Here is a 23,352-nt window from a genome sequence, read left to right on the forward strand (position 1 = left end):
GGGCTAAAGTCGCCCAAGATTCAAGTCATTCCCGTTCCTCCGCCATTGACGGGTGCGTAGCGAGGCCTCTAAATCCGCCATTTTTAAAAAATGGTGACTCCAAGCAAAGATTACGATTTCGCGGCAATTGAGCCGAAGTGGCAGGCCTTCTGGGCCGGGCACAAGACCTACGAGGCCAAGGACTTCGAGGACAAGCCCACGTTCTACGTGCTCGACATGTTCCCCTATCCTTCCGGTGCGGGGCTCCATATCGGCCACCCGGAGGGCTACACCGCCAGCGATGCACTCAAGCGTTTCAAGAAGGCCCAAGGCTACAACGTGCTTCATCCCATGGGCTGGGACGCCTTCGGCCTGCCCACGGAGCAATATGCCATCAAGACCGGCACGCACCCGAGCGTGACCACCAAGCAGAATGTGGCCCGCTTTACCGAGCAGCTCAACCAACTCGGCTTCGCCTACGACTGGGGTCGCGAGGTCAATACCACCGACCCCGGCTATTTCAAATGGACCCAGTGGATCTTCAAGCAGCTCTTCAAGAAGGGGCTCGCCTACGTCGACGAGAAGCCGGTCTGGTTCTGTCCCGAACTGGGCACGGTGCTGGCCAATGAAGAGGTGCTGAACACGCCCGAGGGCCCGCGCTCCGAGCGAGGCAACTACCCGGTGGAGCGCCGCCCCATCCGCCAGTGGGTCCTGCGCATCACGGAATACGCCGAGCGCCTCATCGCCGGCCTCAAGGATCTCGACTGGCCCGACTCCACCAAGCGCCTGCAGGAAAACTGGATCGGTCGCTCCGAAGGCGGCGAGGTCACCTTCGATGTCGCCGGTCACGACGCCCAACTGACCGTCTTCACCACCCGCCCCGACACCCTTTACGGGGCCACCTACATGGTGGTCGCTCCGGAACATCCCCTAGTGGGCACCATCACGACCGGCGAACAGAAGACGGAAGTCGAGGCTTACGTGGAAAAAGCCAAGAGCAAGTCGGACCTGGAAAGAGCCGAGCTGGCCAAGGAAAAGACCGGCGTCTGGACCGGCGCCACCGCTATCAATCCGGTCAACGGCAAGGAGATTCCCATCTGGGTGGCCGACTACGTGCTCATGACCTACGGTACCGGCGCGATCATGGCCGTACCGGCGCACGACGAGCGCGACTTCGAGTTCGCCAGGGAGTTTGGGCTGGAGATTGTCCAGGTCATCGACGATGATGGCGCCGCCGAGAAAGATGACAGCGGCGCCCTCACCGCTGCCTACACCGGCCCCGGGAAACTGATCAATTCCGGCGAACAAAGTGGCAAAGATTCCGAGTCCGCCAAGAAGGCCGTCATCGAGCAGCTCGCGGCCGAGAACCGCGGCAAGGCCACCGTCAACTTCAAGCTCCGCGACTGGCTCTTCTCCCGTCAGCGCTACTGGGGCGAACCTTTCCCGATCGTCTGGGTGAACGAGTCCGACTACGCCAAGGCGGATGACTCGCTGAAATCGGCCGACCGTCCCGTCTCCTGCCAGATCGATGGCGAGACCCGCTTTGCCCTGGCGCTGCCGGATGCCGAACTGCCGCTGGAACTGCCCGAAGTCGAAAGCTACACGCCCTCCCCCGACGGACAGAGCCCGCTCTCCAAGGCCGAGCACTGGCTCAAGGTCTATGTCGACCCGCAAAGCGGCGAAACCTCGACCGAGGCCCGCGACGGCTGGATCGAGGGTATCCGCGAAACCAATACGATGCCGCAGTGGGCCGGCTCCTGCTGGTATTACCTCCGCTACATCGATCCGAAAAACAGCGAAGCGCTGATCGACCCGGAAAAGGAAAAGTACTGGGGCACCCCCGACCTTTACATCGGCGGCGCCGAGCATGCCGTCCTCCACCTGCTCTACGCCCGGTTCTGGCACCACGTGCTCTACGACATCGGCGTGGTCAGCGATCCGGAGCCCTTCAAGAAACTCTTCCACCAGGGCATCATCCTCGGGGAGGACGGCGAGAAAATGTCCAAGAGCCGCGGCAACGTGGTCAACCCGGAGACCATCATCGACGGCTACGGCGCCGACGCGCTCCGCCTTTACCTCATGTTCCTCGGGCCGCTTGAAGCCATGAAGCCCTGGAATACCAAGGGCATCGAGGGCATTGCCCGCTTCCTTCGCCGCGTCTGGACACTCGCCACCGACGAGTCACGCCTGACGGAGGGAGAAGACAGCGAAGACAATCTTCGCGAGCTCCACGCCACCATCAAGAAGGTAACCGAGGACTACGAAGCGCTCGGCTTCAATACCGCCATCTCGCAAATGATGATCTGCCAGAAGCAACTCAGCAGCGGCGACAAGGTGGCGAAGTCCTCGGTCGAGGCGCTTCTTAAGTTGCTGGCCCCACTCGCCCCCCACCTCGGCGAAGAGCTTTGGGAGCGTCTGGGCCACCAGGGCAGCATCGTCGAAGCGGGCTGGCCCAAACACGATGAAAGCAAGCTCGTCTCCAACACGGTGAAGATTATTTTTCAGGTGAACGGCAAGTACCGCGGCGACGCTGAACTGCCCGCCGACCACTCGAAAGAGGAGGCCATCGCCGCCGCCAAAAGCAGCGAGCGGGTGCAGAACTTCATCGAAGGAAAAACCATCAAGAAGGAAATTTACGTGCCCGGAAAGATCGTCAATATCGTCGCCGTGTAACCATGGTGCCCCGCTCACGCATCCTCTTCGTTAGCTGCCTCATCTTCAGTGCCGCCATCCGGTTGGCCGGAGAAGACTACGGCTACGAGTTGAATGACGGGCTCGCAATCATCACCACGACAAAGGGGGAGGTTTCCATCACCGCAGGTGACGGCAGGAAACGCGAAGCGGAGCTGCATGCCGTCGAGACATTGAGCGGAACGGAAATCACCACCGGCACGAACGACCACATCTTTTTATCGCTCTCTAATGGCAGCGCCCTGGGTGTCTACGAGAACACACGAGTGCGTTTCGAGAGCTACCGCCAACGCCCCTTCCCCAGTGAAAAGCAGAGTACTGAGCATGAGCCAACTTTCTCCAGAATGACCGTTCAGTTAACGGAAGGCAGTCTCACTTTTTCGGCGGAGCATTTGTCCCCGCTCTCCCAGTTGGTGATTCAATTACCGATCGGTCGAATCGAGGCGAACAAGGCATCCGGACGATTGATCTACAACGAAGAAGAAGCCGTGATCACCATTACCGGTGGCATCGTCAGCTACTACTCCCCGGGCAGCGAGGAAGAAAACTTTATTCATGCCCCGAATCAGCTGCGATTGAATCAGGAGGGCGCAGAGCTTAAACGTATGGCTAAGGAGCCATCGGAATCCGACAGCTCCGCGACACTGACCAAACTGCTCATCGACGCAACCCACCACGCCAAAGAGCGAGTCCTGTTCAGGGTCCGTCCAGAGAGCGGGGCCGCCATTCCGCGCCCGGTTCTTGTGGCTGATCCTGAGGCCTTGCTAAAAGAGTCCCCGCGCCCCTACAGTTACCAGAACTAATGCGTGACCAACCATCCGTTTTCCTGCCCGGTGATTATGACCAAAGACCGATCGGTCTGATTGCCGGCAAGGGGCGTTACCCCATCATAACCGCCGAACAGATCCGTCGGACAGGGCTGCCGGTCCGGCTGATTTCCTTTCAGGGCGAAACGGAAGCCGAACTGATCGATAGCTTCGCACCGGAAGAGCACTGCCAGATCAAGGTGGGGCAACTGGGCAAGCTGCTGAAGTCACTCCGCAAACTGGATTGCGGCTATGCTCTGATGGCAGGGCAACTCACTCCCAAGCGCCTTTTCCATGGACTTCACCCCGACCTGAAAGCGCTGAAAATTTTAAACGGTCTGAGGCGTAAGAATGCGGAAACCATCTTTGGGGCAATTGCCGCTGAAATCGAAGCACTCAATATCCGGATGCTTGATGCACGAAGTTTCCTGGATGGGCAATTGGCCAGTGAAGGTCTGATGACTCCGGGCAAATTAAAAGCTGAACCCGATTACATCGACCACGGGATTCAAATCGCCAAAAGCGTAAGTGAACTCGATATCGGTCAGGGTTGCGTTGTACGCAAGGGTACCGTGCTCGCAGTCGAAGCTTATGAAGGCACGGACCCGATGTTACAACGTGCGGGAACGTTCAAAACCGATGGCCTTATTTTCGTAAAAACAGTCAAACACAATCAGGATTACCGCTTCGACGTTCCGGTATTTGGAGAGCGCACTCTTGAGGTCATGCATGCCAGCGGTATCCAGACTGCAGCATTGGAAGCCGGTCGTGTCATCATGCTCGACAAGGCTCAACTCCTCAAAACCGCCAGGGAAATGAAGATTGAGTTATTGGGCTTTCAACATAAGCGTACTTGACCCCCAACGACGCCCTCCTATTGAAATAGGCACGCTTCCATTCGGTGACCCATCACATACAAGACTTTTCCCGGCAAAAAGCTGGCTTTTCTCTGGTAGAAATCGCGGTCGTGGTTGCTGTTATCGGTATACTTGTCGCACTTGCGATTCCTGCCTATAAACGCTCGCAAGACAGTACCAGAATCGCGACGATTGAAAACGATCTTCGTATTTACGAACAGAATTTTGAAACTTTCGAACTGGAGAATAAATTTTTTCCGCCATCCCAGCCCATTCCCGGGCAATTTCCTGACGGTATGGCCGAGCTTATGCCCGACACCTGGAAGCTGCCCAGCCCGATAGGCGGCACCTACCGCTGGGTATACACCACCGAGGAAAAACCTTCCGACCGCAGCGCCTACATCGAAATTGTGAATAGCCCCGCTAATCCTATTCTGATTAGTGCGGAACGGCTAAGGGAGATTGACGACGATATGGATGACGGCAACACCTCGACCGGGCAGTTTATTTTAAACGGACTGAATATACGCTACTATATCAGGTTTTAGTAGCCGCCTTCCAGAACTTCGCCCAGTGAAGACAGGCGATCACCATGGCGCGTGTATGTGACACCATGTAGCGTAATTTTATCACCCTTCAGTTCCAACAAGTGTATTTCGCCCGCCAGCAGTGCAGGCTCTCCCCGGTGGAGCCCTGCCGCCACGGCATAACTCTCTTTGGGCACCAGATTATAAGTTTCCTGCTTCGGGGAATACCATAATTCGTAAATCGTGAACAAGCCTTCTTCCGTGAGTTCGATCACTGTACTTCCTTCGCGAAACTCGCTTATATAAACGTCCGCGTATTGCCTCAAGAGCTTGCCCTCCTGCCCCATGGACGGCACGAAATGGGGCGCTTCAACGAGGTTGACCTGATGGCTCAGGTTTTTCCAGCTGTAGTAAATGGATCCTGCCAAAACCAGCATAGAAATGGTCAACAACCCCGTTTTGAATTGCTTCGTCCCGAGGCTGCCTCCGGTCAATGGACGAGTGTAAACATCCTCGTCCGGATCGTGCCGCAGTGCCTGCTCGACCGATTGCCCCTCCAAAAGGCGGATGACTTCGTCCGGCGTAACAACCAGGTCCCTGCGATTCGTCGATTTAAGTTCGGTGTAGTAAAGTTTGCCACGTATGGCACGAATCTGCACGTTGTGGGAGTCCCAGTTAATTTTAACCTCGGGAAAATCAACAACCGGAAATTGGGTCGTCGCGATAGCAATACGGTTCAGTATCCGTGTAAGTTCGGAGCTTTTTTCAATCGTTCTTGTCCATGCCTCGGAGTGATCATCACTTATCGTGTAATCTTCACAAATATGTGAAACTCTTACTTCGTAGGGCATAAATTAAAGGGCGAACGCAGAAAGGGAAAATCGTCCCGTCTTGACAAGCTATTAGTTCGGGACACTCACTCCCCGGTGTCAGCTGCCTCGCTTGCCGCCTTCGCATCCTTCTGAACTCGGCTGTACAAAGCGATATCGGGAATATCGATTACAACGTGGCCGAGCAAACGAAGAACCACGATCGCTATCACTTTTGCTGATGTGTTGAGCAGAGCGACCAGTGCAATACCATCCGTGAGCAAGGTCAGCTTGACCCCTCCCACCAGTACAACCACGGCGATCGCCACCCATGCAAGCAAATCGACCATGAGACGCAAATCACCGTAAGCGGAATTTTGCCGTACTTCATTCCTCAGATTCAGCACCGGATTATGACTCGACGCATGGTGACTGGAACGACTCTTCCCCCGGCTTCTGTGCCGCTTGGATGAATCGCTTGATTTCGCGGAACTTTTCTCCACCACCCGTTCACGTGAACTCCGGTAGGCCGCGTAGGCTTTCTGCCACTGCCGCTTGGAAAACTTCCGTGATGTAGGATCTATTTTTTCCCGCGACGCCTTAAAAGTATCAAAGTCGTCCATTTTTCATATTCTCGCGCAAAACGCTTTATTTGTCGAGCGGCTTAAAATTGATTAATTGAGACGCTAGAGCTGGGGCACAGCGTCCAAGAGTTTTCTGGTATATGGATGCTGAGGATGGTTGTAGATCGCTTCAGCGCTGGCCTGTTCCACAATCTTCCCTTCTGACATCACAAGAACATCATCGCTGATATGCTCCACCACGGCAAGATCATGGGCAATGAAGAGATAAGTTAAGCCATACTCCTCCTGTAGATCCTGCAATAAATTCACGATCTGTGCCTGCACCGAAACATCGAGCGCGCTGACCGGTTCGTCGCAAATGATAAACTCCGGCTCCACCGCGAGGGCCCGGGCAATACCGATACGTTGCCGCTGCCCTCCACTGAATTGGTGAGGGTACCGCTGCATGTAATCAGGCTCAAGGCCGACCCGTTTCAGCAGTTCCGCCACACGGTCCTGCTTCTGACTGCGCGACCAGTCCCCGAAATGGATGTCGAGAGGCTCCGCGATGATGCTGTAGATCGTCATTCGCGGGTTCAACGAACCGAAGGGATCCTGAAAAATAACCTGCATCCTTTTACGGTAACTTTGAAACTGGCTGCTGTTCATCGCAGTCAATTCAACGCCTTCGTAATAAATTCTGCCCTCGGTGACCGGAACGAGTTTGGCAATGGCACGGCCTGTCGTGGTCTTGCCACTGCCGCTCTCTCCTACCAGCCCGACTGTTTTCCCTCTCGGCACAGTAAAACTGACTCCATCGACCGCCTTCACCTGGTCCACGGTTCGCTGCAAAACGCCCCCCAGAATCGGGAAATACACCTTCAAGTCGTATACCTCAAGCAGTGCGCCTGAATCTGTTTTTGCTTCCTCCATTAATGTTGAGAACTTGTAGAGATGAATTGATCTTTAGCAAAATAATTTACGACGCATTCGTACCGGACAGCTGATTTGTAGGTATTGCCCGGGCATGAGTGCATTTTTCTGACGACTATTGTTTTGCTTTGCCTTTCTTACAGGTGGAAGACTTGGCCCCGTCCAGATCGAGGCTAGACTATTTCCACGAAGGCCAGAGAATGAAGGGTTTTAGAATAATGAGCGAATCCACCATCAAAGTTCCTTTACTCGACCTGAAGCCACAATACGAGGCACTGGCGGCAGACCTGAATGCTGCGGTCTCAGAAGTCGTCAAATCGCAATATTTCATTCTCGGACCTGAAGTGGAATGCTTTGAGCACGGCATCGCGGATTATTGCGGGGTCAAACACGCCATCGGAGTCTCTTCGGGAACCGATGCCCTCATCGTGGCCATGATGGCGATGGGGATCGGTGAGGGCGACGAGGTCATCACCACCCCCTACACTTTCTTTGGTACGGTCGGCTCGATTGTCCGACTCGGCGCAAAACCGGTTTTTGTCGATATTGAGCCGGACAGCTTCAATCTGGACGTCTCCAGAATCGAGGCTGCCATCACACCGAAGACGAGGGCCATCGCGCCGGTTCATCTTTTCGGGCAAATGGCCCCCATGCAGTCGATCAATCGACTGGCCCGCGAGCATGATCTGCTCGTGATCGAGGACGCCGCGCAGGCGATCGGCGCGAAACAGAACGGGCGCCCGGCCTGTTCCTTCGGGCACATCGGCTGCCTCTCCTTTTTCCCCACCAAGAATCTGGGTGGCTTTGGCGACGGCGGCATGGTGGTGACAGACGATGCGGACTACGCATCCATCTCACAACAATTGCGCAACCACGGCATGGAGCCAAAATACTACCACGCCAGGGTCGGCGGCAATTTCCGGCTCGACGCGCTGCAGGCGGCCGTACTGAACGTAAAACTCCAGCACCTGGACCGTTGGCACGAACAGCGGCGCGAAAATGCGGCACTCTACCGTCAGCGATTCGAAGAGGCCGGCCTGAATCGCGAGGTTACCCAGCTCGACAGTTCCCTTGAGCGCGGCATCGTTCTGCCGAGCGAGCGCGAAGGCAACTACCACATCTATAATCAGTATGTTATCTATTCGGAAGAACGCGATGCACTGATGGCCCACCTCAAAGCCAACGATGTGGGCTGCGAGATTTACTATCCCCTTGCCCTGCACGAGCAGGAGTGTTTTCGCTTGCTCGCTTATTCCAAAGGGGACTTTCCCCATGCCGAACGGGCTGCCGCCATGAGCCTGGCCCTGCCGATCTATCCGGACTTAAGCCCGAAGATGATTGAGCGTGTGGTCGAAGTCATCGCAGATTTTTATGCTTAGACAGCTATGGTTTTAAAGCGCTTCAAACCCTACTTCGCTTACTTAAAGGAAGTCCGCGTTAAATTCGCGGTCGGGCTTTTGGCAGGCATTCTTTCGGCCGCAGCTTCCGGCGCAGGCCTGCCCTTTGTCATCAAAGTTCTGGTGCCTCTTGTGACTTCGGACGATGCACCGACCGGCATGGCACTGGCCGGCATCTTACTCACGATCCCGGTGGTCTTTCTTTTCCGCGCAGGGGGGACCTACCTGAACGAGTACTACATGGCGCACTCCGGGATGCACGTTCTGGAAAAAGTACGGCTCAGCGTCTTTGATAAACTACAATCGCTGCCACTCGCTTTCTTTCAAAAAAATCAGACGGGCGACCTCATGATTCGGGTGATGGGTGACGCCCAAACGCTGCAAACCGCAATTATCAGCAGCGTTAACAGCCTCGTGAGGCAACCGGCGACCCTGCTCTTTGCCATCGCTTTCCTGGTTGGACTGGCCATTCACTCCGAGGAGACATTCTTTCTTCTGATCGCTCTGATGAGCGTTCCCTGCTGCGTATTCCCTATCCGGCTCATTGGTCGCAAGATTCTGAAAAAAGCAACCCAGGCGCAGCAGGAAGCAGGTCGCGTCAACAGCGTGCTCAATGAAAACCTCGGCGCCACGCGGGAGGTACGTGCTTACAACCTGCAGAAGCGTGAAAGTATTCGTTTCGGGGAAGCCTGCCGTGCCTTTTTTAAATACAGTTTAAAGACGGTCAAATACGACAAGGCACTCACGCCCATGATCGAGTTGGTCACGGCCCTGGTGATTCCGATCGCTTTTTACGTCACGATTGTAAAGGAGATTAAACCCGAAGACATCGCGGCGATTCTTACCGCACTCTACATGTGTTATGAGCCCGTTAAAAAACTCGGCAAAGTCAGCAACACCCTGCGGAAAGCCGAAGCCTCGCTCAACCGCCTGGAATACATTCTCCACAGCGAGGACAGCGTGCCCGAAGCCCCGGACCCCAAACAACTGGAACGTGTGAAAGGCCGAATTGACTTCTCGGGGGTCAATTTCGCCTACGACGACGAGCTCGTGCTGCGCAAGATCAATGCCTGCATCCCTGCGGGCGAATCCGTGGCTCTGGTCGGGCCAAGCGGGGCAGGCAAATCCACCTTTGCCAACCTGGTACCGCGTTTCTATGACGTTACGGATGGTTCGATCATGATCGACGGACAGGATGTGAGAACCCTGCGTAAGGCCGACCTGCGACAGCAAGTCGCACTGGTTTCTCAGGAGGCCGTGCTTTTCGGAGAAAGTATCGCGGAAAATATCCGCATCGGCAATCCGTCGGCCACCGACGAGGAAATACGGGCCGCCAGTAAAATGGCGCAGGCCCACGAATTTATCGAAGCGCTGGAAGACGGATATGGAACACAAGTGGGCGAGAGGGGCTCACGTCTCTCCGGCGGCCAGCGGCAGCGTATCTCCATCGCCCGTGCCTTTCTCAAAGATGCCCCGATTATCATTCTCGACGAGCCTACTTCGGCCCTCGACGCGGAGAGCGAGCACGAAATCCAGATCGCGCTCGAAGAGCTTTCGCGCGGCCGCACCGTCATTATCATTGCCCATCGCTTCAGCACGATTCAGCACGCTGACCGGATTTTGGTTTTTAATGCGGGAGAAATTATTGCCTCCGGGACACATTCAGAGCTTTATGAGTCCAATAAGCTCTACCGGAGTCTTTACAACAAACAGTCCCAAACCAAACTCCAGAACTAGGGGAAATTATGAAAACCATTCGACTCCTTATTTCTATACTACTCCTCTGCTGCCTCATTGCTGCAGGTGGTTGCGCCTCCTCACGCACTGAGAACGGTGTGACAATCGAACGCAAGCGCACCGATGTTCCGCTTGTCCCGTTTTTTTAACTGACCAGAGTCCGGTTATGGCTGCACAAGAAGTTTGGCCTTAAAAGGCCCTTCCTCATCACCATCGCACCCGCATGATTTTCGGGGTCAGCGCATCAAGTTCTTTTTCGTGTTCCTCGCGCTGAGGATCATATCGGTCAAGCAGGGTCCAAAAACGCCTGGAGTGGTTCATTTCCGTTAAGTGAGCGAACTCATGATAGATAACGTAATCCTGTAACCGCGGCTCGATCAAAACCAGCCGCCAATTCAGGGAGATCGTCCCTCTGGAGGAACAGGAGCCCCAGCGGCTCGATTGGTTTCGCACACTGAGCCTCCGGTAAGTTACACCGATTCGCGATGCCAGCTCAGCGGCACGATCCGAGAGGGCCGCTTTGGCAAACTGCAAAACCAGATTGTAGCGCGTCACTTCACCCGAGCCATCCGGAAGATAGAACTCGATGCACGAGCCCTGTACATTTATCCGATAGTGCGCCCGTGCGGTGGATGACAGGTGCATACTCACGGCCAGACTTCGGCCCCCAGCAGAAAGCCTGGGCGATTGCTTCAACCACTCGCGCAGACCGGATACTTCGGGGGCCGCATTGATTTGCTTCTCTAGCCAGTTTCGATTCTGGTCGATAAACTTCTGACAGGCCCGGTCCGAGCAATGCCAGGGCAAGGAGGCAACGATCTGGTTGTGCAAATCAATACTCAACCGCATGTGGCGTGTGCCTTTGCGCCGGCGCACCGCTACGGACAAGACCCGCCCGGACGAACTTATAAACTCAGGTCGATTCACCTTCGAGCGCATCCACGATTCCCTGCGCATGCCGGCGCAGTGCACTTTCCGGGTCGAGCTTCTTCAAGCGGCAAGCTGCTGCTATCTCGAAAAGCTTTTGGCCCAGCTCTTCCTCCGTCTCGAAACTGTCCGCGCAGTCACGTATGGAACCATTATCGAGGAGATGATCGGCCTTCATTTCCTGTTTTTGTATCTGTTTGAAAACATCCTTGGCGTACATCAGTGCAGGCAACTGTTGGGGCAAGTCCTTGAAACGTCCTTTTTGTTCCGGGCCGCGTTTCTTTTCCTCCGCCTTGATCGCGTCCCATTGTTTCAACACCGCGTCCGAACCTTTGATATCGGTGTTTTCACCGAAGACATGCGGATGACGGCGGACGAGCTTCTCGTTGACCAAAGCGCATACCCCCTCAAAATCAAAATGCCCCGCTTCTCCGGCCAGTTGCGCGTGCATGACCACCTGAAGCAGAACGTCACCGAGTTCCTCCTCCATATGCGGAATATCCGCACGATCAATGGTTTGCAGCAACTCGCAACACTCATCGACAAGGCATTCCGCCAAAGATTGATGGTCTTGTTCAATGTCCCACGGGCAGCCTGTCTCCGGATCCCGGAGCGCCGCCACCGTTTCAATTAAATCATCTATTGCAGCCATAGAATAATCGCTACGACTCTCAGGGAACTTGGCGATAGAAAAGACCTGCCAACTAGAGTGACTGCGAACGGGCCGATGCCTCTCTCTGCTGAATGGCTTGAACAATACTGTCGTGCAGTCGTTGAAGTTCGGGCATTTCAAGACCCGCCGCTATTCCGCGCCGAAGCGGCTCGCCCCAGATCGCTTCGACCTCGACCGGACGATCCTCAACGAAGTCGATCAACGAGGAAGGCTGGTAGGCCCCCATTTTTTCAGTCACGGTGAACTGCCCGTCGAGAAAACTATCGGATATTTCATGACCAAAGCTGGCCGCGGCGGCACGCACTTCTTCCATCAGGCGACGGGCGCGGGACTTGAGCGCAGGGTCGGCCAGAATCTGGTCGCAGGTGATGGCACCTCCGGCGATGGAAAGCCCGTTGAACGGCACGTTCCAGCAGAGCTTACGCCAGAGCGCGGCGTCGAGCACGGGCGAGAAGTTTGTCTTTACCCCCGCGGCGGAAAACGCGCCCACCGCCTCTTGCGCCAGTTCAGGCCAGCTGTCTTGCAGCGAGCCGATTTCGACCCGCCCGGGATGGTAGTTTTCGACCACGCCGGGCGCGACACGATTCACGCAGACAAAGCAGAGCCCGGAAAGGATCGGATTTTCGGGGAAATGACGGGCGAAGAACTCGGCGTTCCCCATACCATTCTGCAGTGTCAGGATCGCCGTCCTCCCGGGTTCGACCAGCGCCTTGAGGGGCTCGATGAGCCGTTCATTCACCGTCGACTTGGCGGCGATCAGAACAAAATCAACCGGGCCTATCGAACCGGCATCGGTGGCCACCGATTCGGGTCGAATCGTGGTCTCGTTCAGCACTTCGCCGGTCTTTGCCTGGATTCTTGAAATGATGATACCCTGGGACTTGAGCGCGGCGGCGTCACTCCGGGCCAGCACATGGAGCTGACGGCCGTCTACGGCCAGCAAGCCTCCGTAATAGAGACCGACAGCCCCCGGGCCGACGAGTCCCCATGATTTTTCTTTGAGGTTCATACGCTGAAAGATAAGCAGAGTAATTTTTTAAAGTGATCCATTACCAATTCAAAATATATCAAGTGCACGGACACAGTTCTTTTTGATTAGAGTCATCCCAGGAGTGTGGACAAGAATGCCCTCGCTCCGAAAGAAAGTTGTTTTGCCAAAAGACCACCGAAAGATAACCGAGGCTCAGAGCTTATGCACTGAAGAGTCGGAAGCTTCTTTTGCGCGGACCGGATAATCGAGCGTGTAGTGCAGCCCGCGGCTTTCCTTACGCTGCAGAGCGCATTCGATAATCAAATGGGCCACCAGAATCATGTTGCGCAGCTCGAGTAAACTTTCATCCACCTTGAAGTTCCAATAGTAGTCATTGATTTCCCGCTCCAGGGTATGGATGCGCGTGCGGGCACGTTCGAGGCGCTTGGTGCTCCGGACGATGCCGACGTAATCCCACATGGTGCGCTTCACTTCATCCCAGTTGTGCAAGAGAACCACCCGCTCGTCGGAATCACGCACGTCGCCATCAAGCCAGTCAGGAAGCTCATTCCCTACTTTCGACGTCTTCTGCATGTATTCCACCACCGAAGCAGCCCCGCGGTTGGCCATCACCACAGCCTCCAAAAGCGAATTACTGGCAAGACGGTTGGCCCCGTGCAGGCCGGTGCAAGCCACTTCACCGCAGGCGTAGAGCCCGGCCAGAGACGTCTCGCTGTCGAGATTGGTCTTCACGCCACCGCACAGGTAGTGCGCGGCCGGCACGACCGGAATCATATCTTTTTCCAGAGAGAGACCGCGCTTGGCGCAGTAGCCGTAAATATTAGGAAAACGTTCGTGCAGTGTTTTGAGGCCGATCCCACGGGTATCGAGCCAGACGTGACGGGCACCCGATTTTTTCATCTCCGAATCGATGGCACGGGCAACAATATCGCGGGGCGCGAGGTCCTTGCGCTTGTCGTAGTGCTCCATGAATGCCTCGCCATCCAAATTGCGAAGGATGGCCCCCTCCCCCCGTACCGCCTCACTGATCAGGAAGCGGTCTGAATCACTGGTATAGAAAGCAGTTGGGTGGAACTGAATAAATTCAAGATTACGCACCTCGACTCCAGCCCGGTAGGCCATGGCAATCCCATCCCCAGTGGCAATGAACGGATTGGTGGTATACTGATAGACTTGCCCGATACCGCCCGTAGCGAGCATGACAGCACCGGCCTTAAAGGTCTCGACCTCGCCACTCTGAGTATCGAGGGCATAGAGCCCAAGCACACGGTTAAAACCGGGAGCGGTTTGTCCATGGCGCCTGAGCTTGGCGGACGTAATGAGCTCGACCGCAAAGTGATGCTCCAGCGTATCGATGTTCTCCGAGGTCTCGACGGAATGAAGCAAAGCCTTCTCAATAGCTTTTCCGGTCACATCCTTGACGTGTAAAATACGACGCTTGGAGTGTCCGCCTTCCCTACCTAGGGAAACGCGGCCGTCCCCCAGTTGCGAAAATTCCACACCACGCTGTATCAGTTCATCGATACAGCTCGGACCATCCCGAAGGATCTCTCGAACAGCTTCCTCATCACAGAGTCCGTCGCCGGCGTCCACCGTATCGGCGACATGCATTTCGATGTCGTCCGTCTGTGAAGTGACTGCCGCGATGCCGCCCTGAGCGTAGTTGGTGTTGGACTCCGCGGAATTCTTCTTGGTGATGATCGCGACCTTGCAGCCGGCCTCGGCCACTTTCAGCGCAAAACTAAGACCGGCGATGCCACTGCCCACCACAATCACATCGTAGTCATAGTTCGATGGCGCACCTTGATCAGGGGTCTTCCTCTGACTCGGTTGTTTTTGAGCACTCGCGTCCTTACGGGCCATTCTGTATCCTGTCTAAAAACGGCTCACAGTTCAATATTATCGATCAAGCGCGTTTGATCGACCCAGGCGGCAAGCGTCACCAGCTGCTTGCCGGGGAGAATTTCCGTTGCGGGCTCCATCGTATCTTTTTCCACAACCTGCACATAGATCACACGAACGCGGCGATGTAGTGAGAGATGGTGGGTAATTTCGGCCACAATCCGGTCCACGCTGCGGGTCCCCTGATCGACCATTCCCTTTGCGATGTGGAGCGCCTTGGAAATACTCAGTGCCTCGTTACGCTGCACGTCGGTCAGATAAGCATTACGGGAACTGAGGGCCAGACCGTCCGGTTCTCGCACCGTCGGCCCGACCAAAACTTCTGTCGGCAGGTTCAGGTCCGTCACCATTTTCTTGATGACGGCGCATTGCTGGGCGTCTTTCTGGCCAAAAATGGCGATGTCCGGCCTGGCGATATTGAAAAGTTTCAGGCAAACCGTGGTCACGCCACGAAAGTGGTGCGGTCTGGAGATCCCGCAAAGGCCGGCACTGATGTGTTCCTCGTTCACGTAAGTCGAGTAGCCTTTGGGGTACATTTCAGAGACGGACGGATTAAAGACAATGTCCACGCCCCGCTCCCGGCATTTTTCCAGATCTTCCTCCAAAACGCGGGGATATTTCTCGTAGTCCTCGCTCGGACCGAACTGGGTGGGGTTGACAAAAATCGAAACGATGACTTTGTCTGCCCTTTCCTTGGCAATATCAATCAGCGACAAATGTCCTTCATGAAGGCTCCCCATGGTGGGGACCAAGCCGATAAGATGACCGCTCGAGCGTAGCCCGATGGCGTGAGACTGCATTTCGTTGACCGATTGAATTGTCTGCATAGCACTTAAACTCCCTTTGCTAGGGGCCAAAAACTCACATCACAATCATAAACATTGGAAGACCGACGGCCCAATTTGTCCGTCTTCCGACATCATTCATCCGAAATCCGTAATCACGAATCCGAAACCAACACCATGAGCGATCCCTACATTCAGGAACTCTTCGCCGAGCGCATCGGCGGCAATCAGTACGGCAAGTCCACTGCCATTTATAAATTTGAGAAGATTAAGCGTGCCAAAAAGGCGGCCAAGGAAGCCAAGCCGGACGTCGACCTCATCGACATGGGCGTCGGTGAGCCCGACGAGATGGCTTTCCCGGTCGTCGTCAAGACGCTTCAAGCCGAAGCAGCCAAGCCGGAGAACCGCGGCTACTCCGATAATGGCGGAGACGACTTCAAGGCGGCCGCCGCCAAATACATGGCCGATGTCTTCGGTGTCGCCGACATCGATCCGGCTTCGGAAGTCATCCACTCCATCGGCTCGAAAACTGCCCTGAGCATGCTGCCAGCTTGCTTCATCAACCCCGGTGATGTCGTGCTCATGACAGTGCCGGGCTATCCGGTACTTGGCACCCATGCCAAGTATCTCGGTGGTCAGGTCTACAACATGCCGCTCGAAGCGGAGAACAATTTCCTCCCCGATCTTGATGCCGTGCCGACCGACGTGCTGGCCAAGGCAAAGATCCTGGTGCTCAACTACCCGAACAACCCGACCGGAGCCTCCGCCACGCTGGAGTTTTTCGAAAAGGCAGTCGCCTTCGCCAAGGCCAACGACCTGATCATCGTGCAGGACGCCGCCTACGCATCACTTATCTTTGACGGCAAGCCACTCTCCATCTTCCAAGTGCCCGGAGCGAAGGAAGTTGCAATCGAGCTGCACTCACTCTCCAAAAGCTTCAACATGACCGGTTGGCGCATCGGCTTTGTCGTGGGCAATCCCCTCATCGTCAAAGCTTACGGCGACATGAAGGATAATTCCGACTCGGGGCAATTCCTCGCCATCCAAAAGGCCGGCGCAGCGGCACTGGCCAACCCGAATATTACCGAAGAGATCGCGGAAAAATACTCCCGCCGCATGGACCTGCTGGTCGACGCACTGAACAAAAACGGCTTCTCCGCGAAAAAGCCGAATGGCAGCTTCTTCCTTTACGTGGCCGCACCTAAATCGGCGACGATCGGTGGGGAGACGACTGAGTTTGCTTCCGGTGAGGACTTCAGCCAGTGGCTGATCACCAACGAATTGATCAGCACCGTGCCCTGGGACGATTGCGGCAGCTTTGTCCGCTTCTCCGTGACCTTTGCTGCTCAGGGCGAGGAAGCCGAGAAAACCATCGCCGCCGAAATCGGTGACCGGCTCGCGAAATACGAGTTTACCTTCTAAAGCGAGACGGCTTCGAAACGAACCCCTTTTTCAAGGTCGCCTTTTTCGGAAGGCGGCCTTTTTTTGGCACACAAATGCCGACACTTTCCAAACTACTTGAGCGCAACCGTATCTGGGCGGACGATGCTGCTGAAAAGGCACCGGATTTTTTCACCAAATTGGCGAAGCAGCAGACCCCGGATTACCTTTGGATCGGCTGCTCGGACAGTCGCATTCCCGCCAACCAGATCATGGGGCTGGCACCCGGCGAGGTCTTTGTCCATCGCAACATCGCCAATATGGTCGTGCATACGGATATGAATCTATTGTCGGTGCTGCAATATGCGATCGACTTGCTCAAGGTAAAGCACGTCATCGTAACCGGCCACTACGGCTGCGGTGGCGTGAAGGCCGCCATGCGCAAGGAACAATACGGGCTGCTGGACAACTGGTTGCAGCACATTCAGGATGTCGAGAGTGTGCATTTGGATGAGCTCGCCCCGCTCGACGAGGACGCGCGCTTTGACCGTATGTGTGAACTCAATGTCATCCGCCAGGCAGACAATCTGCGCCGCAACCCGATCATTCAAAATGCCTGGAAGCGTGGACAACATCTGGAAATCCACACCTGGATCTACTGCCTCACCGACGGGCGCCTGCAACCCTTGCAGGATGTCATAACCGGCAACTAATCGACCGGGTTGACCTTTAAGAGACGATGAGACTACTGCTCCTCGCATATTTCACCATCTTGCTCTCCGCCGCGTTTCTGCCCGCCTCCAGCAGTGAGGTTCGACACGCCAGAAACTTTGAGATCATCGACTACGGGACCCACCGCATGCTAAGCGTCTCAAATGCCTTTCGCGATTCGACACAGATCCACCACTACGCACTGGTGCCGAAGCGCAACGAGCTGCCCGAGCTCCCCGAGGCCGCGACCGTCATCCGTACTCCGGTGGAGCGTGTGGTCGCCATGGAAACCGTATACATCGGCTATCTGGAAGCCCTGGCCCAACTGGATACGATCATTGCCGCCGCGACGGTGGATTACATCAGTAATCCTAAGGTTCGCCAGGGCGTAGCCGAAGGCACGATTCAACCGGTACAGGTCGGGCAGGCCATCGACGTGGAAAAGCTCCTTCTCTTACAGCCGGACCTCCTGATTACCAGCGTCTCCGGCGACGCTGCGTTTGATATCCCCGCCAAGCTGGAGCGTACCGGCTTGCCCATTGTTTTGTCTGCCGGGTATATGGAGCAGGATCCTCTCGCCCGGGCGGAGTGGATTAAATTTGTGGCCGCCTTCTTCGAGGAGGACGAGCTCGCCAATCAAATCTTCGACGGCATTGAAAAACGCTACCGGAAACTGGAGACGCGGACAAAACAGATCGAGGACAAGCCCACCGTCCTTTGCGGCGCCCCGTACTCCGGAGTCTGGCATGTACCAGGGGGCGATAGTTACACGGCACGGATGATTTTTGATGCGGGGGGCGATTATCTCTGGAGCGAAGACAGTACTCAAGGCGGCATCCCGCTCGATACCGAACGCGTCTTTCTCAAAGCCGCCGGGGCCGATTATTGGATCAATCCGAGTTTCTACCGTAGCATGCACGCGCTTTACGCTGCCGATGCGCGCTTTGCCAAGTTTGCTCCCGCCAAGAACGGCCAAGTCTACAATAACACCCGGCAAGTCAGCCCGTCCGGAGGAAATGCTATTTGGGAGCGTGGCATCACCCAACCCGACAAAGTGCTGGCCGACCTGATTCATATTTTCCATCCGGACCTGCTGCCCGAGCACGAACTCGTTTATTACGAGCTTTTGCAATGATGGCTCGCAAGCTGCCTGAAATAGTTTGGCAAAATCCCCACAGACCACAGATTTGCCAGTTCCGTGCATTCGCAAACCGCAACCCGTCAACGCACCACTTTGGTCTTTCTCCTCGCAGGACTGGGCATTGTTTTACTGGCTCTGTTAAGCACCTGTATGGGCAGTGTCCGCCTGCCTGTTGATGCGGTAATCAAAACCTTAACCGGTTCCGATGCGGTCGAACCGGTGATGCGGCAAATCATTATCGATTTTCGCCTGCCGCGCATTCTGACCGCACTGCTTGCCGGGGCAGCCCTCGGCACCGCCGGATTGCTTATGCAGACGGTCTTTCGCAACCCGCTGGCGGACCCCTTCGTCCTCGGCGTCAACTCCGGTGCCAGTTTGGGTGTAGCGGTCGTACTGCTCGCCCTCGCTCCGGCCGGCATCAGCCTGACAGCAGGCCTGGGCGCGAAGGGGCAGTTACTCGTCATCCTGGCTTCAAGCGCAGGTGCCGCGGCGACTCTATTCGTCGTCCTTATCCTGTCCCGCCGGGTCGATATCATGTCCGTCCTGATTATCGGGCTGATGATCAGCTACGCCATCGGTGCCATCGTCAGCATCCTAATGTTTTTCAGTATGGCGGAGCGCCTGCAAAGTTTTATCAATTGGTCCTTCGGGGATTACGGCAACGTCAGTTGGAGCCACCTGCGATTCTTCGCCCCCGCGATTCTGGGCGGACTTGTGCTGAGCAGCTTGTTCATCAAACCGCTCGATGCCCTGCTTCTGGGGGAGCAATACGCCGAGAGTGTGGGCACACGCACCAAACAGGCACGCTTTCTTGTGCTTCTGGCCGCTTCCCTTCTGGCCGGAGCCGTCACCGGATTTTGCGGGCCGATCGGCTTTCTGGGAATCGCGGCACCCCACCTCAGCCGTTACCTCTGCCGCACCAGCAGTCATCGTATCCTCATCCCCTCCAGTATTCTGATCGGAGCGCTGCTCTCCCTCGCATCCGACTTCGTCGCCCGTGGGCCGGGGCTCGACGTCGTGCTGCCGCTCAACGCGATCACGGCACTGGTCGGAGCGCCCGTCATCATTGCCGCCCTGGTCAAACAACGAAATTTGAAACGACTCTTCGGATGACATCCACGGCACAAAATCCTGCTCTTACGGCCGGCGCGTTGAGCATCGGCTACGAACAAGGTGCGGACAAGCGCTGCCTGGCGGAGGATTTGTCGGTTTCGCTCATGCCCGGCGAATTCGTTTGCCTGTTGGGACCAAACGGCGTCGGCAAATCAACCCTCATCCGCACACTTGCCGGTATGCAATCTCCCCTCGCCGGTCAGATTCAAATCGCAGGGAAGAACTTTGGCAGCATCCCGCCACGTGAGCGGGCCCGCCTTGTCAGCGTCGTGCTGACGGAAGCCGCCCCCATTGGATTGATGGATGCCTATGCCATGGTCTCGCTCGGACGCCACCCCTACTCCGGCTGGTTTGGCTCGTTGGATGCCCATGACCGTGGGCGCATTGAGTGGGCCTTCGAAGCCGTCGGTGCCAAACATCTGGCTCAGCGGCAGGTTGCCGAGTTAAGCGACGGGGAACGGCAAAAGATCACGATTGCCCGGGCGCTGGCCCAGGAAACACAAGTCATGCTCCTGGACGAACCCACCGCGTTTCTCGATCTACCCAGGCGGGTCGAATTGATGCGTATTCTGCGCAACCTTGCCCACAGGGAAAAACTGGCCTTGCTGCTCTCCACGCACGACCTGGATCTGGCCCTGCGCTTTGCCGACCGCCTCTGGGTGCTCAGCGGCGAGGGCGAACTCATCCAAGGCTACCCCGAAGCCATCGCCATGAGTGGAGACTTTGCCAGGGTATTTGAAAGCAACAACCTCGACTGGGACCCTCAAACGGGCAGCTTTCGCACCCACCCCACACCCTGCCTCCACGCTAAAATCGAGGGCGAAGGCGTGGCCGCGCTCTGGACAAGACGGGCACTGGAACGATTGGGCTTCGGGATCTGCGAGGATGCCTCTGACGCCGCTTTTTCGATACATATCAAAGGCTCTGCTTGGCAAGTAACGCGCGGCGACCAGCAAGCGGAATTTGATTCCATCGATGCAGTCATCGACTGGGTGCTAAATCAGAAATGGGCGTAACGCCCTGTGTTCGTACTTATCGTAGGGGCTCCGCTTGCGGATGCCCTACCGATTAGCGACAATCCGGACAAGTCCCGGAATAAATTACTTCGCCTCCGGTCACTTTAAATCCGGACGGCGCTTTGATCGCGGGAACCTTCATCACCACCGGCAGATCGAAAACCCGCTCGCAGCGACGACAAACGAAGTGAGGGTGCTCAGCATCGGCGGGCAACTCATAGCGTTTGGGCTGACCGGGATACTCCAGACCGATCAAGTGAAACTGCTCCGCCATTTCGCGGATGGCACGATCCACGGTCGCTGAGCCGAGTCGCTCGATTTTTTGACGGCCCAGCCGAAGGATTTCATCGCGCGTCAGGGGACGACCGGCTTCACGCAGCACATCGATGATCGCTTCACGCTGTTTTGTATGCGGCATTAGTAGGTGAATTTCAGTCCCAGATATCCGGCGCGGCCAAGTGCAGGATAGCCTGCCGCAGAAGCGTATTCTTCATCAAGCAGGTTTTCTATCTTGGCGTAAAGCGACCAGTTTTCATCGATCGCCCAGTCCGCGACGAGCCGAACCACGAAGAAATCCTCAGCCGGCACCTGCAGGAAAGTTTCCGGATCAATATCCTCGCGTTCAAATTGTCCTATCGCTTGAACCCCGGCACTGAAGTTATCCGTACAATGATAAAAAGCGGAGAGCTGCAAAAGATGCTCCGGACGGCGGGCCAAAGGTACGTCTCTCGCCGGGTCAGCCACGAACCCGCCCGTCCTCGGATCGTTCAAGCGATCGCTCTCGGCAACCAAATACGTGTAACCCAGACCGAGATCCAGTTTCTTGCTCGCCTGATACTTCACGGATATTTCAGCACCTTGCGTAACGGCTTCCTCAATATTGAAGGTGTCAAAGGTCGTCGGCTCAAAGCTTAGCAGGTCATCAATCTCATTGCGGAACAGCACCAACGAATATGTCAGTTCGTCCTGCAAAAGACTTTGTCGAAAACCGATTTCATACGAAACGCTTTCTTCCGCATTGAGCGGTGTGCTCTGGTCGGAATCGTACGCAAGATCGACGGGACCGGGAGGGGCGTAGGAATTTGCCAGTTTGGCAAAGACGGTCGCATTCAGCTCTTCCAGGTTTATGATAAAAGTAGCGTTGCCGGTCACTTCGTCGTCATAGTCCGAATAATCATCGTGACGAATACCCGCACGAACTTCAAATCTGTCAGAGAGTTGCCAGGAGAGTAAGGCGAAGCTGCCCCATTGCTGGAAGCTTTCGCCGTAAGGTGCGGGGGGTGCCAATGGGCTGGCTGTGTTGATGTTGGTATTACGTACGTCGTCATTTCGATACACCACACCTCCGGTCAGCAAAACGTTATCGCTGAGTGAGTAGTCGATCTGCAGATCCATTTCGTCTGTTAATACGTCAATTTCATTCGAAATCGGAAAGTCACCCAAATAGAGGGCGGGAAAGACGCCAAAATCAAAAGCTGAATTGACCTCAAAAATGTCGGCTGTCCGCTCGGATCGCGAATAGAACAGGTGAACCGAAAGGTCGTCCGTCAAATAACGAATCCCCGGTGAAAGCAGCCAACTGGTTGTATCCTGATTGTCAAACGGCGTCGGTCCTGTCGTGGAGCCGGGCAATTCCTTCATGGTATCGAAGGCAGAACCGATCAATTCCAGATAAACGGAGTCCGCCAGTTTCCAATCCAAACGACTCAGCAAACTGAGCTGCTCGAAGCTATCGTTATGGCGTTCGTTATCGGTCTGCGTAGTCGAAGCGGAGAGGCTCAGGCCCACTGCCTCTGTCCCCAGAGCAAAATCCACTCCGGCTTTGCGATAGTCATTTGAACCCCCTTCAAGAAATAAGCTGGCTTCCGGGCGCTTTTGCCCAAGAGCAGATTTCAGTCGTGCGTTGATCACTCCACCGATCCCGCTGGAACCGAAATTGACCGTGGACGCGCCGCGTTGCACCTCGACGCTCTCCAAATTGTTCAGCGGCAGAAAACCCAGGTCATATTGATTGCCAAAACCGGGGTTGAGTCGCCTGCCGTCGAGAAAGAATCCCGTGTGATTGCTCTCCGTACCACGTGTTGAAAGCGAGGTTACGCTGCCACGCGAACCGTTCGACCAAAGCACCATCCCGGGTGTGCGGGCAATAGCCTCGGACAAAGAGGCATCCTGCCACTGATCTATGTCCAGATCGGTTATTGCGGTGACCGAGGGTGACAAGCGCGCTGTACTTAGTGGTGTGCGGGTGCTGACAAAAACATAATCATCGAGTTTGTAAACCGGTGTTTCTGGCTCTTCAGCCCCTAAGGAAACCGAACCAGCTGCCGCCAGTGAGAGAATGAATAATGTCTGCCGAATAACTTTTTTCAGGTGCATGTAGGCTGGATGCGGTAGTCCAATTCGCGAAGCAAGCC

At 55.7% G+C, this 23,352-nt stretch carries 21 protein-coding genes; 11 read left to right on the forward strand and 10 right to left on the reverse strand.

Features of this window, described 5'->3' with window-relative positions; genetic code table 11:
• The first annotated feature begins 90 nt into the window (after nucleotides 1-90).
• From leuS to DDZ13_RS06185, 4 genes are read left to right on the forward strand one after another with little or no spacing between them, the layout of a single operon-like run.
• On the forward strand, nucleotides 91-2,652 hold the full coding sequence (gene leuS, locus DDZ13_RS06170) for a leucine--tRNA ligase (protein ID WP_110130557.1): 2,562 nt from the start codon (nucleotides 91-93) through the stop codon (nucleotides 2,650-2,652).
• A 2-nt stretch (nucleotides 2,653-2,654) separates the two neighbouring features.
• On the forward strand, nucleotides 2,655-3,473 hold the full coding sequence (locus DDZ13_RS06175) for a FecR family protein (protein WP_110130558.1): 819 nt from the start codon (nucleotides 2,655-2,657) through the stop codon (nucleotides 3,471-3,473).
• Nucleotides 3,473-4,333 (forward strand): LpxI family protein, encoded by an 861-nt coding sequence (locus DDZ13_RS06180; RefSeq protein WP_110130559.1) that lies wholly within the window; start codon nucleotides 3,473-3,475, stop codon nucleotides 4,331-4,333. The genes DDZ13_RS06175 and DDZ13_RS06180 overlap by 1 nt, the downstream gene beginning before the upstream one ends.
• Nucleotides 4,334-4,377: 44 nt before the next feature.
• Entirely contained in the window at nucleotides 4,378-4,881 is a 504-nt protein-coding gene (locus DDZ13_RS06185; protein ID WP_110130560.1) for a type II secretion system protein, read from the forward strand.
• Here DDZ13_RS06185 and DDZ13_RS06190 read toward each other — a convergent pair.
• The 3 genes from DDZ13_RS06190 to DDZ13_RS06200 form a co-directional block, all read right to left on the reverse strand.
• Nucleotides 4,878-5,711, reverse strand: a complete 834-nt coding sequence (locus DDZ13_RS06190) for a hypothetical protein (protein WP_110130561.1) — start codon at nucleotides 5,709-5,711, stop codon at nucleotides 4,878-4,880. The genes DDZ13_RS06185 and DDZ13_RS06190 overlap by 4 nt on opposite strands.
• Before the next feature lie 65 nt (nucleotides 5,712-5,776).
• Complete coding sequence (locus DDZ13_RS06195) at nucleotides 5,777-6,292, reverse strand: hypothetical protein (RefSeq protein WP_110130562.1); 516 nt, start codon at nucleotides 6,290-6,292, stop codon at nucleotides 5,777-5,779.
• Between the two features lie 63 nt (nucleotides 6,293-6,355).
• A complete protein-coding gene (locus DDZ13_RS06200; RefSeq protein ID WP_110130563.1) occupies nucleotides 6,356-7,165 on the reverse strand; it encodes an ABC transporter ATP-binding protein in 810 nt (269 codons plus the stop codon).
• A gap of 218 nt (nucleotides 7,166-7,383) precedes the next feature.
• Between DDZ13_RS06200 and DDZ13_RS06205 the strand changes: the two genes are divergently transcribed.
• Both DDZ13_RS06205 and DDZ13_RS06210 read left to right on the forward strand, forming a co-directional pair.
• Nucleotides 7,384-8,544: a DegT/DnrJ/EryC1/StrS family aminotransferase gene (locus DDZ13_RS06205; RefSeq protein ID WP_110130564.1), complete on the forward strand. Its 1,161-nt coding sequence runs from the start codon at nucleotides 7,384-7,386 to the stop codon at nucleotides 8,542-8,544.
• 6 nt (nucleotides 8,545-8,550) lie between these two features.
• Nucleotides 8,551-10,299 carry an ABC transporter ATP-binding protein gene (locus DDZ13_RS06210; RefSeq protein ID WP_110130565.1) on the forward strand — a complete coding sequence of 583 codons (1,749 nt, stop codon included), beginning with the start codon at nucleotides 8,551-8,553 and terminating at the stop codon, nucleotides 10,297-10,299.
• A gap of 207 nt (nucleotides 10,300-10,506) precedes the next feature.
• Here the strand turns inward: DDZ13_RS06210 and DDZ13_RS06215 are convergent, their stop codons facing one another.
• The 5 genes from DDZ13_RS06215 to panC form a co-directional block, all read right to left on the reverse strand.
• Entirely contained in the window at nucleotides 10,507-11,256 is a 750-nt protein-coding gene (locus DDZ13_RS06215; protein WP_110130566.1) for a M48 family metallopeptidase, read from the reverse strand.
• A complete protein-coding gene (locus DDZ13_RS06220) occupies nucleotides 11,213-11,878 on the reverse strand; it encodes a MazG family protein (RefSeq protein WP_110130567.1) in 666 nt (221 codons plus the stop codon). Before DDZ13_RS06220 ends, DDZ13_RS06215 begins: the two co-directional genes overlap by 44 nt.
• Before the next feature lie 52 nt (nucleotides 11,879-11,930).
• Nucleotides 11,931-12,908 carry a 2-dehydropantoate 2-reductase gene (locus tag DDZ13_RS06225; protein WP_110130568.1) on the reverse strand — a complete coding sequence of 326 codons (978 nt, stop codon included), beginning with the start codon at nucleotides 12,906-12,908 and terminating at the stop codon, nucleotides 11,931-11,933.
• 174 nt (nucleotides 12,909-13,082) lie between these two features.
• Entirely contained in the window at nucleotides 13,083-14,753 is a 1,671-nt protein-coding gene (gene nadB / locus DDZ13_RS06230; protein ID WP_110130569.1) for an L-aspartate oxidase, read from the reverse strand.
• Nucleotides 14,754-14,776: 23 nt separating this feature from the next.
• On the reverse strand, nucleotides 14,777-15,619 hold the full coding sequence (panC, locus tag DDZ13_RS06235) for a pantoate--beta-alanine ligase (protein ID WP_110130570.1): 843 nt from the start codon (nucleotides 15,617-15,619) through the stop codon (nucleotides 14,777-14,779).
• A 135-nt stretch (nucleotides 15,620-15,754) separates the two neighbouring features.
• Between panC and DDZ13_RS06240 the strand changes: the two genes are divergently transcribed.
• The 5 genes from DDZ13_RS06240 to DDZ13_RS06260 all read left to right on the forward strand — a co-directional run bounded on the left by DDZ13_RS06240 (nucleotide 15,755) and on the right by DDZ13_RS06260 (nucleotide 20,938).
• On the forward strand, nucleotides 15,755-16,999 hold the full coding sequence (locus tag DDZ13_RS06240; RefSeq protein ID WP_110130659.1) for an LL-diaminopimelate aminotransferase: 1,245 nt from the start codon (nucleotides 15,755-15,757) through the stop codon (nucleotides 16,997-16,999).
• 74 nt (nucleotides 17,000-17,073) lie between these two features.
• Nucleotides 17,074-17,670, forward strand: coding sequence for a carbonate dehydratase (gene can, locus DDZ13_RS06245; protein WP_110130571.1), 597 nt, complete (start codon nucleotides 17,074-17,076; stop codon nucleotides 17,668-17,670).
• 26 nt (nucleotides 17,671-17,696) lie between these two features.
• A complete protein-coding gene (locus DDZ13_RS06250) occupies nucleotides 17,697-18,803 on the forward strand; it encodes an ABC transporter substrate-binding protein (protein WP_110130572.1) in 1,107 nt (368 codons plus the stop codon).
• Nucleotides 18,804-18,866: 63 nt separating this feature from the next.
• Complete coding sequence (locus DDZ13_RS06255; RefSeq protein ID WP_233246099.1) at nucleotides 18,867-19,922, forward strand: FecCD family ABC transporter permease; 1,056 nt, start codon at nucleotides 18,867-18,869, stop codon at nucleotides 19,920-19,922.
• Nucleotides 19,919-20,938 carry an ABC transporter ATP-binding protein gene (locus DDZ13_RS06260; RefSeq protein WP_110130574.1) on the forward strand — a complete coding sequence of 340 codons (1,020 nt, stop codon included), beginning with the start codon at nucleotides 19,919-19,921 and terminating at the stop codon, nucleotides 20,936-20,938. The genes DDZ13_RS06255 and DDZ13_RS06260 overlap by 4 nt, the downstream gene beginning before the upstream one ends.
• A gap of 52 nt (nucleotides 20,939-20,990) precedes the next feature.
• Here DDZ13_RS06260 and DDZ13_RS06265 read toward each other — a convergent pair whose 3' ends face one another.
• Nucleotides 20,991-21,356 carry a Fur family transcriptional regulator gene (locus tag DDZ13_RS06265; RefSeq protein ID WP_110130575.1) on the reverse strand — a complete coding sequence of 122 codons (366 nt, stop codon included), beginning with the start codon at nucleotides 21,354-21,356 and terminating at the stop codon, nucleotides 20,991-20,993.
• Nucleotides 21,356-23,314, reverse strand: a complete 1,959-nt coding sequence (locus tag DDZ13_RS06270) for a TonB-dependent receptor (protein ID WP_110130576.1) — start codon at nucleotides 23,312-23,314, stop codon at nucleotides 21,356-21,358. Before DDZ13_RS06270 ends, DDZ13_RS06265 begins: the two co-directional genes overlap by 1 nt.
• Between the last annotated feature and the right edge of the window lie 38 nt (nucleotides 23,315-23,352).

Source organism: Coraliomargarita sinensis (assembly GCF_003185655.1).
In the GTDB taxonomy this organism is placed as follows: domain Bacteria; phylum Verrucomicrobiota; class Verrucomicrobiia; order Opitutales; family Coraliomargaritaceae; genus Coraliomargarita_B; species Coraliomargarita_B sinensis.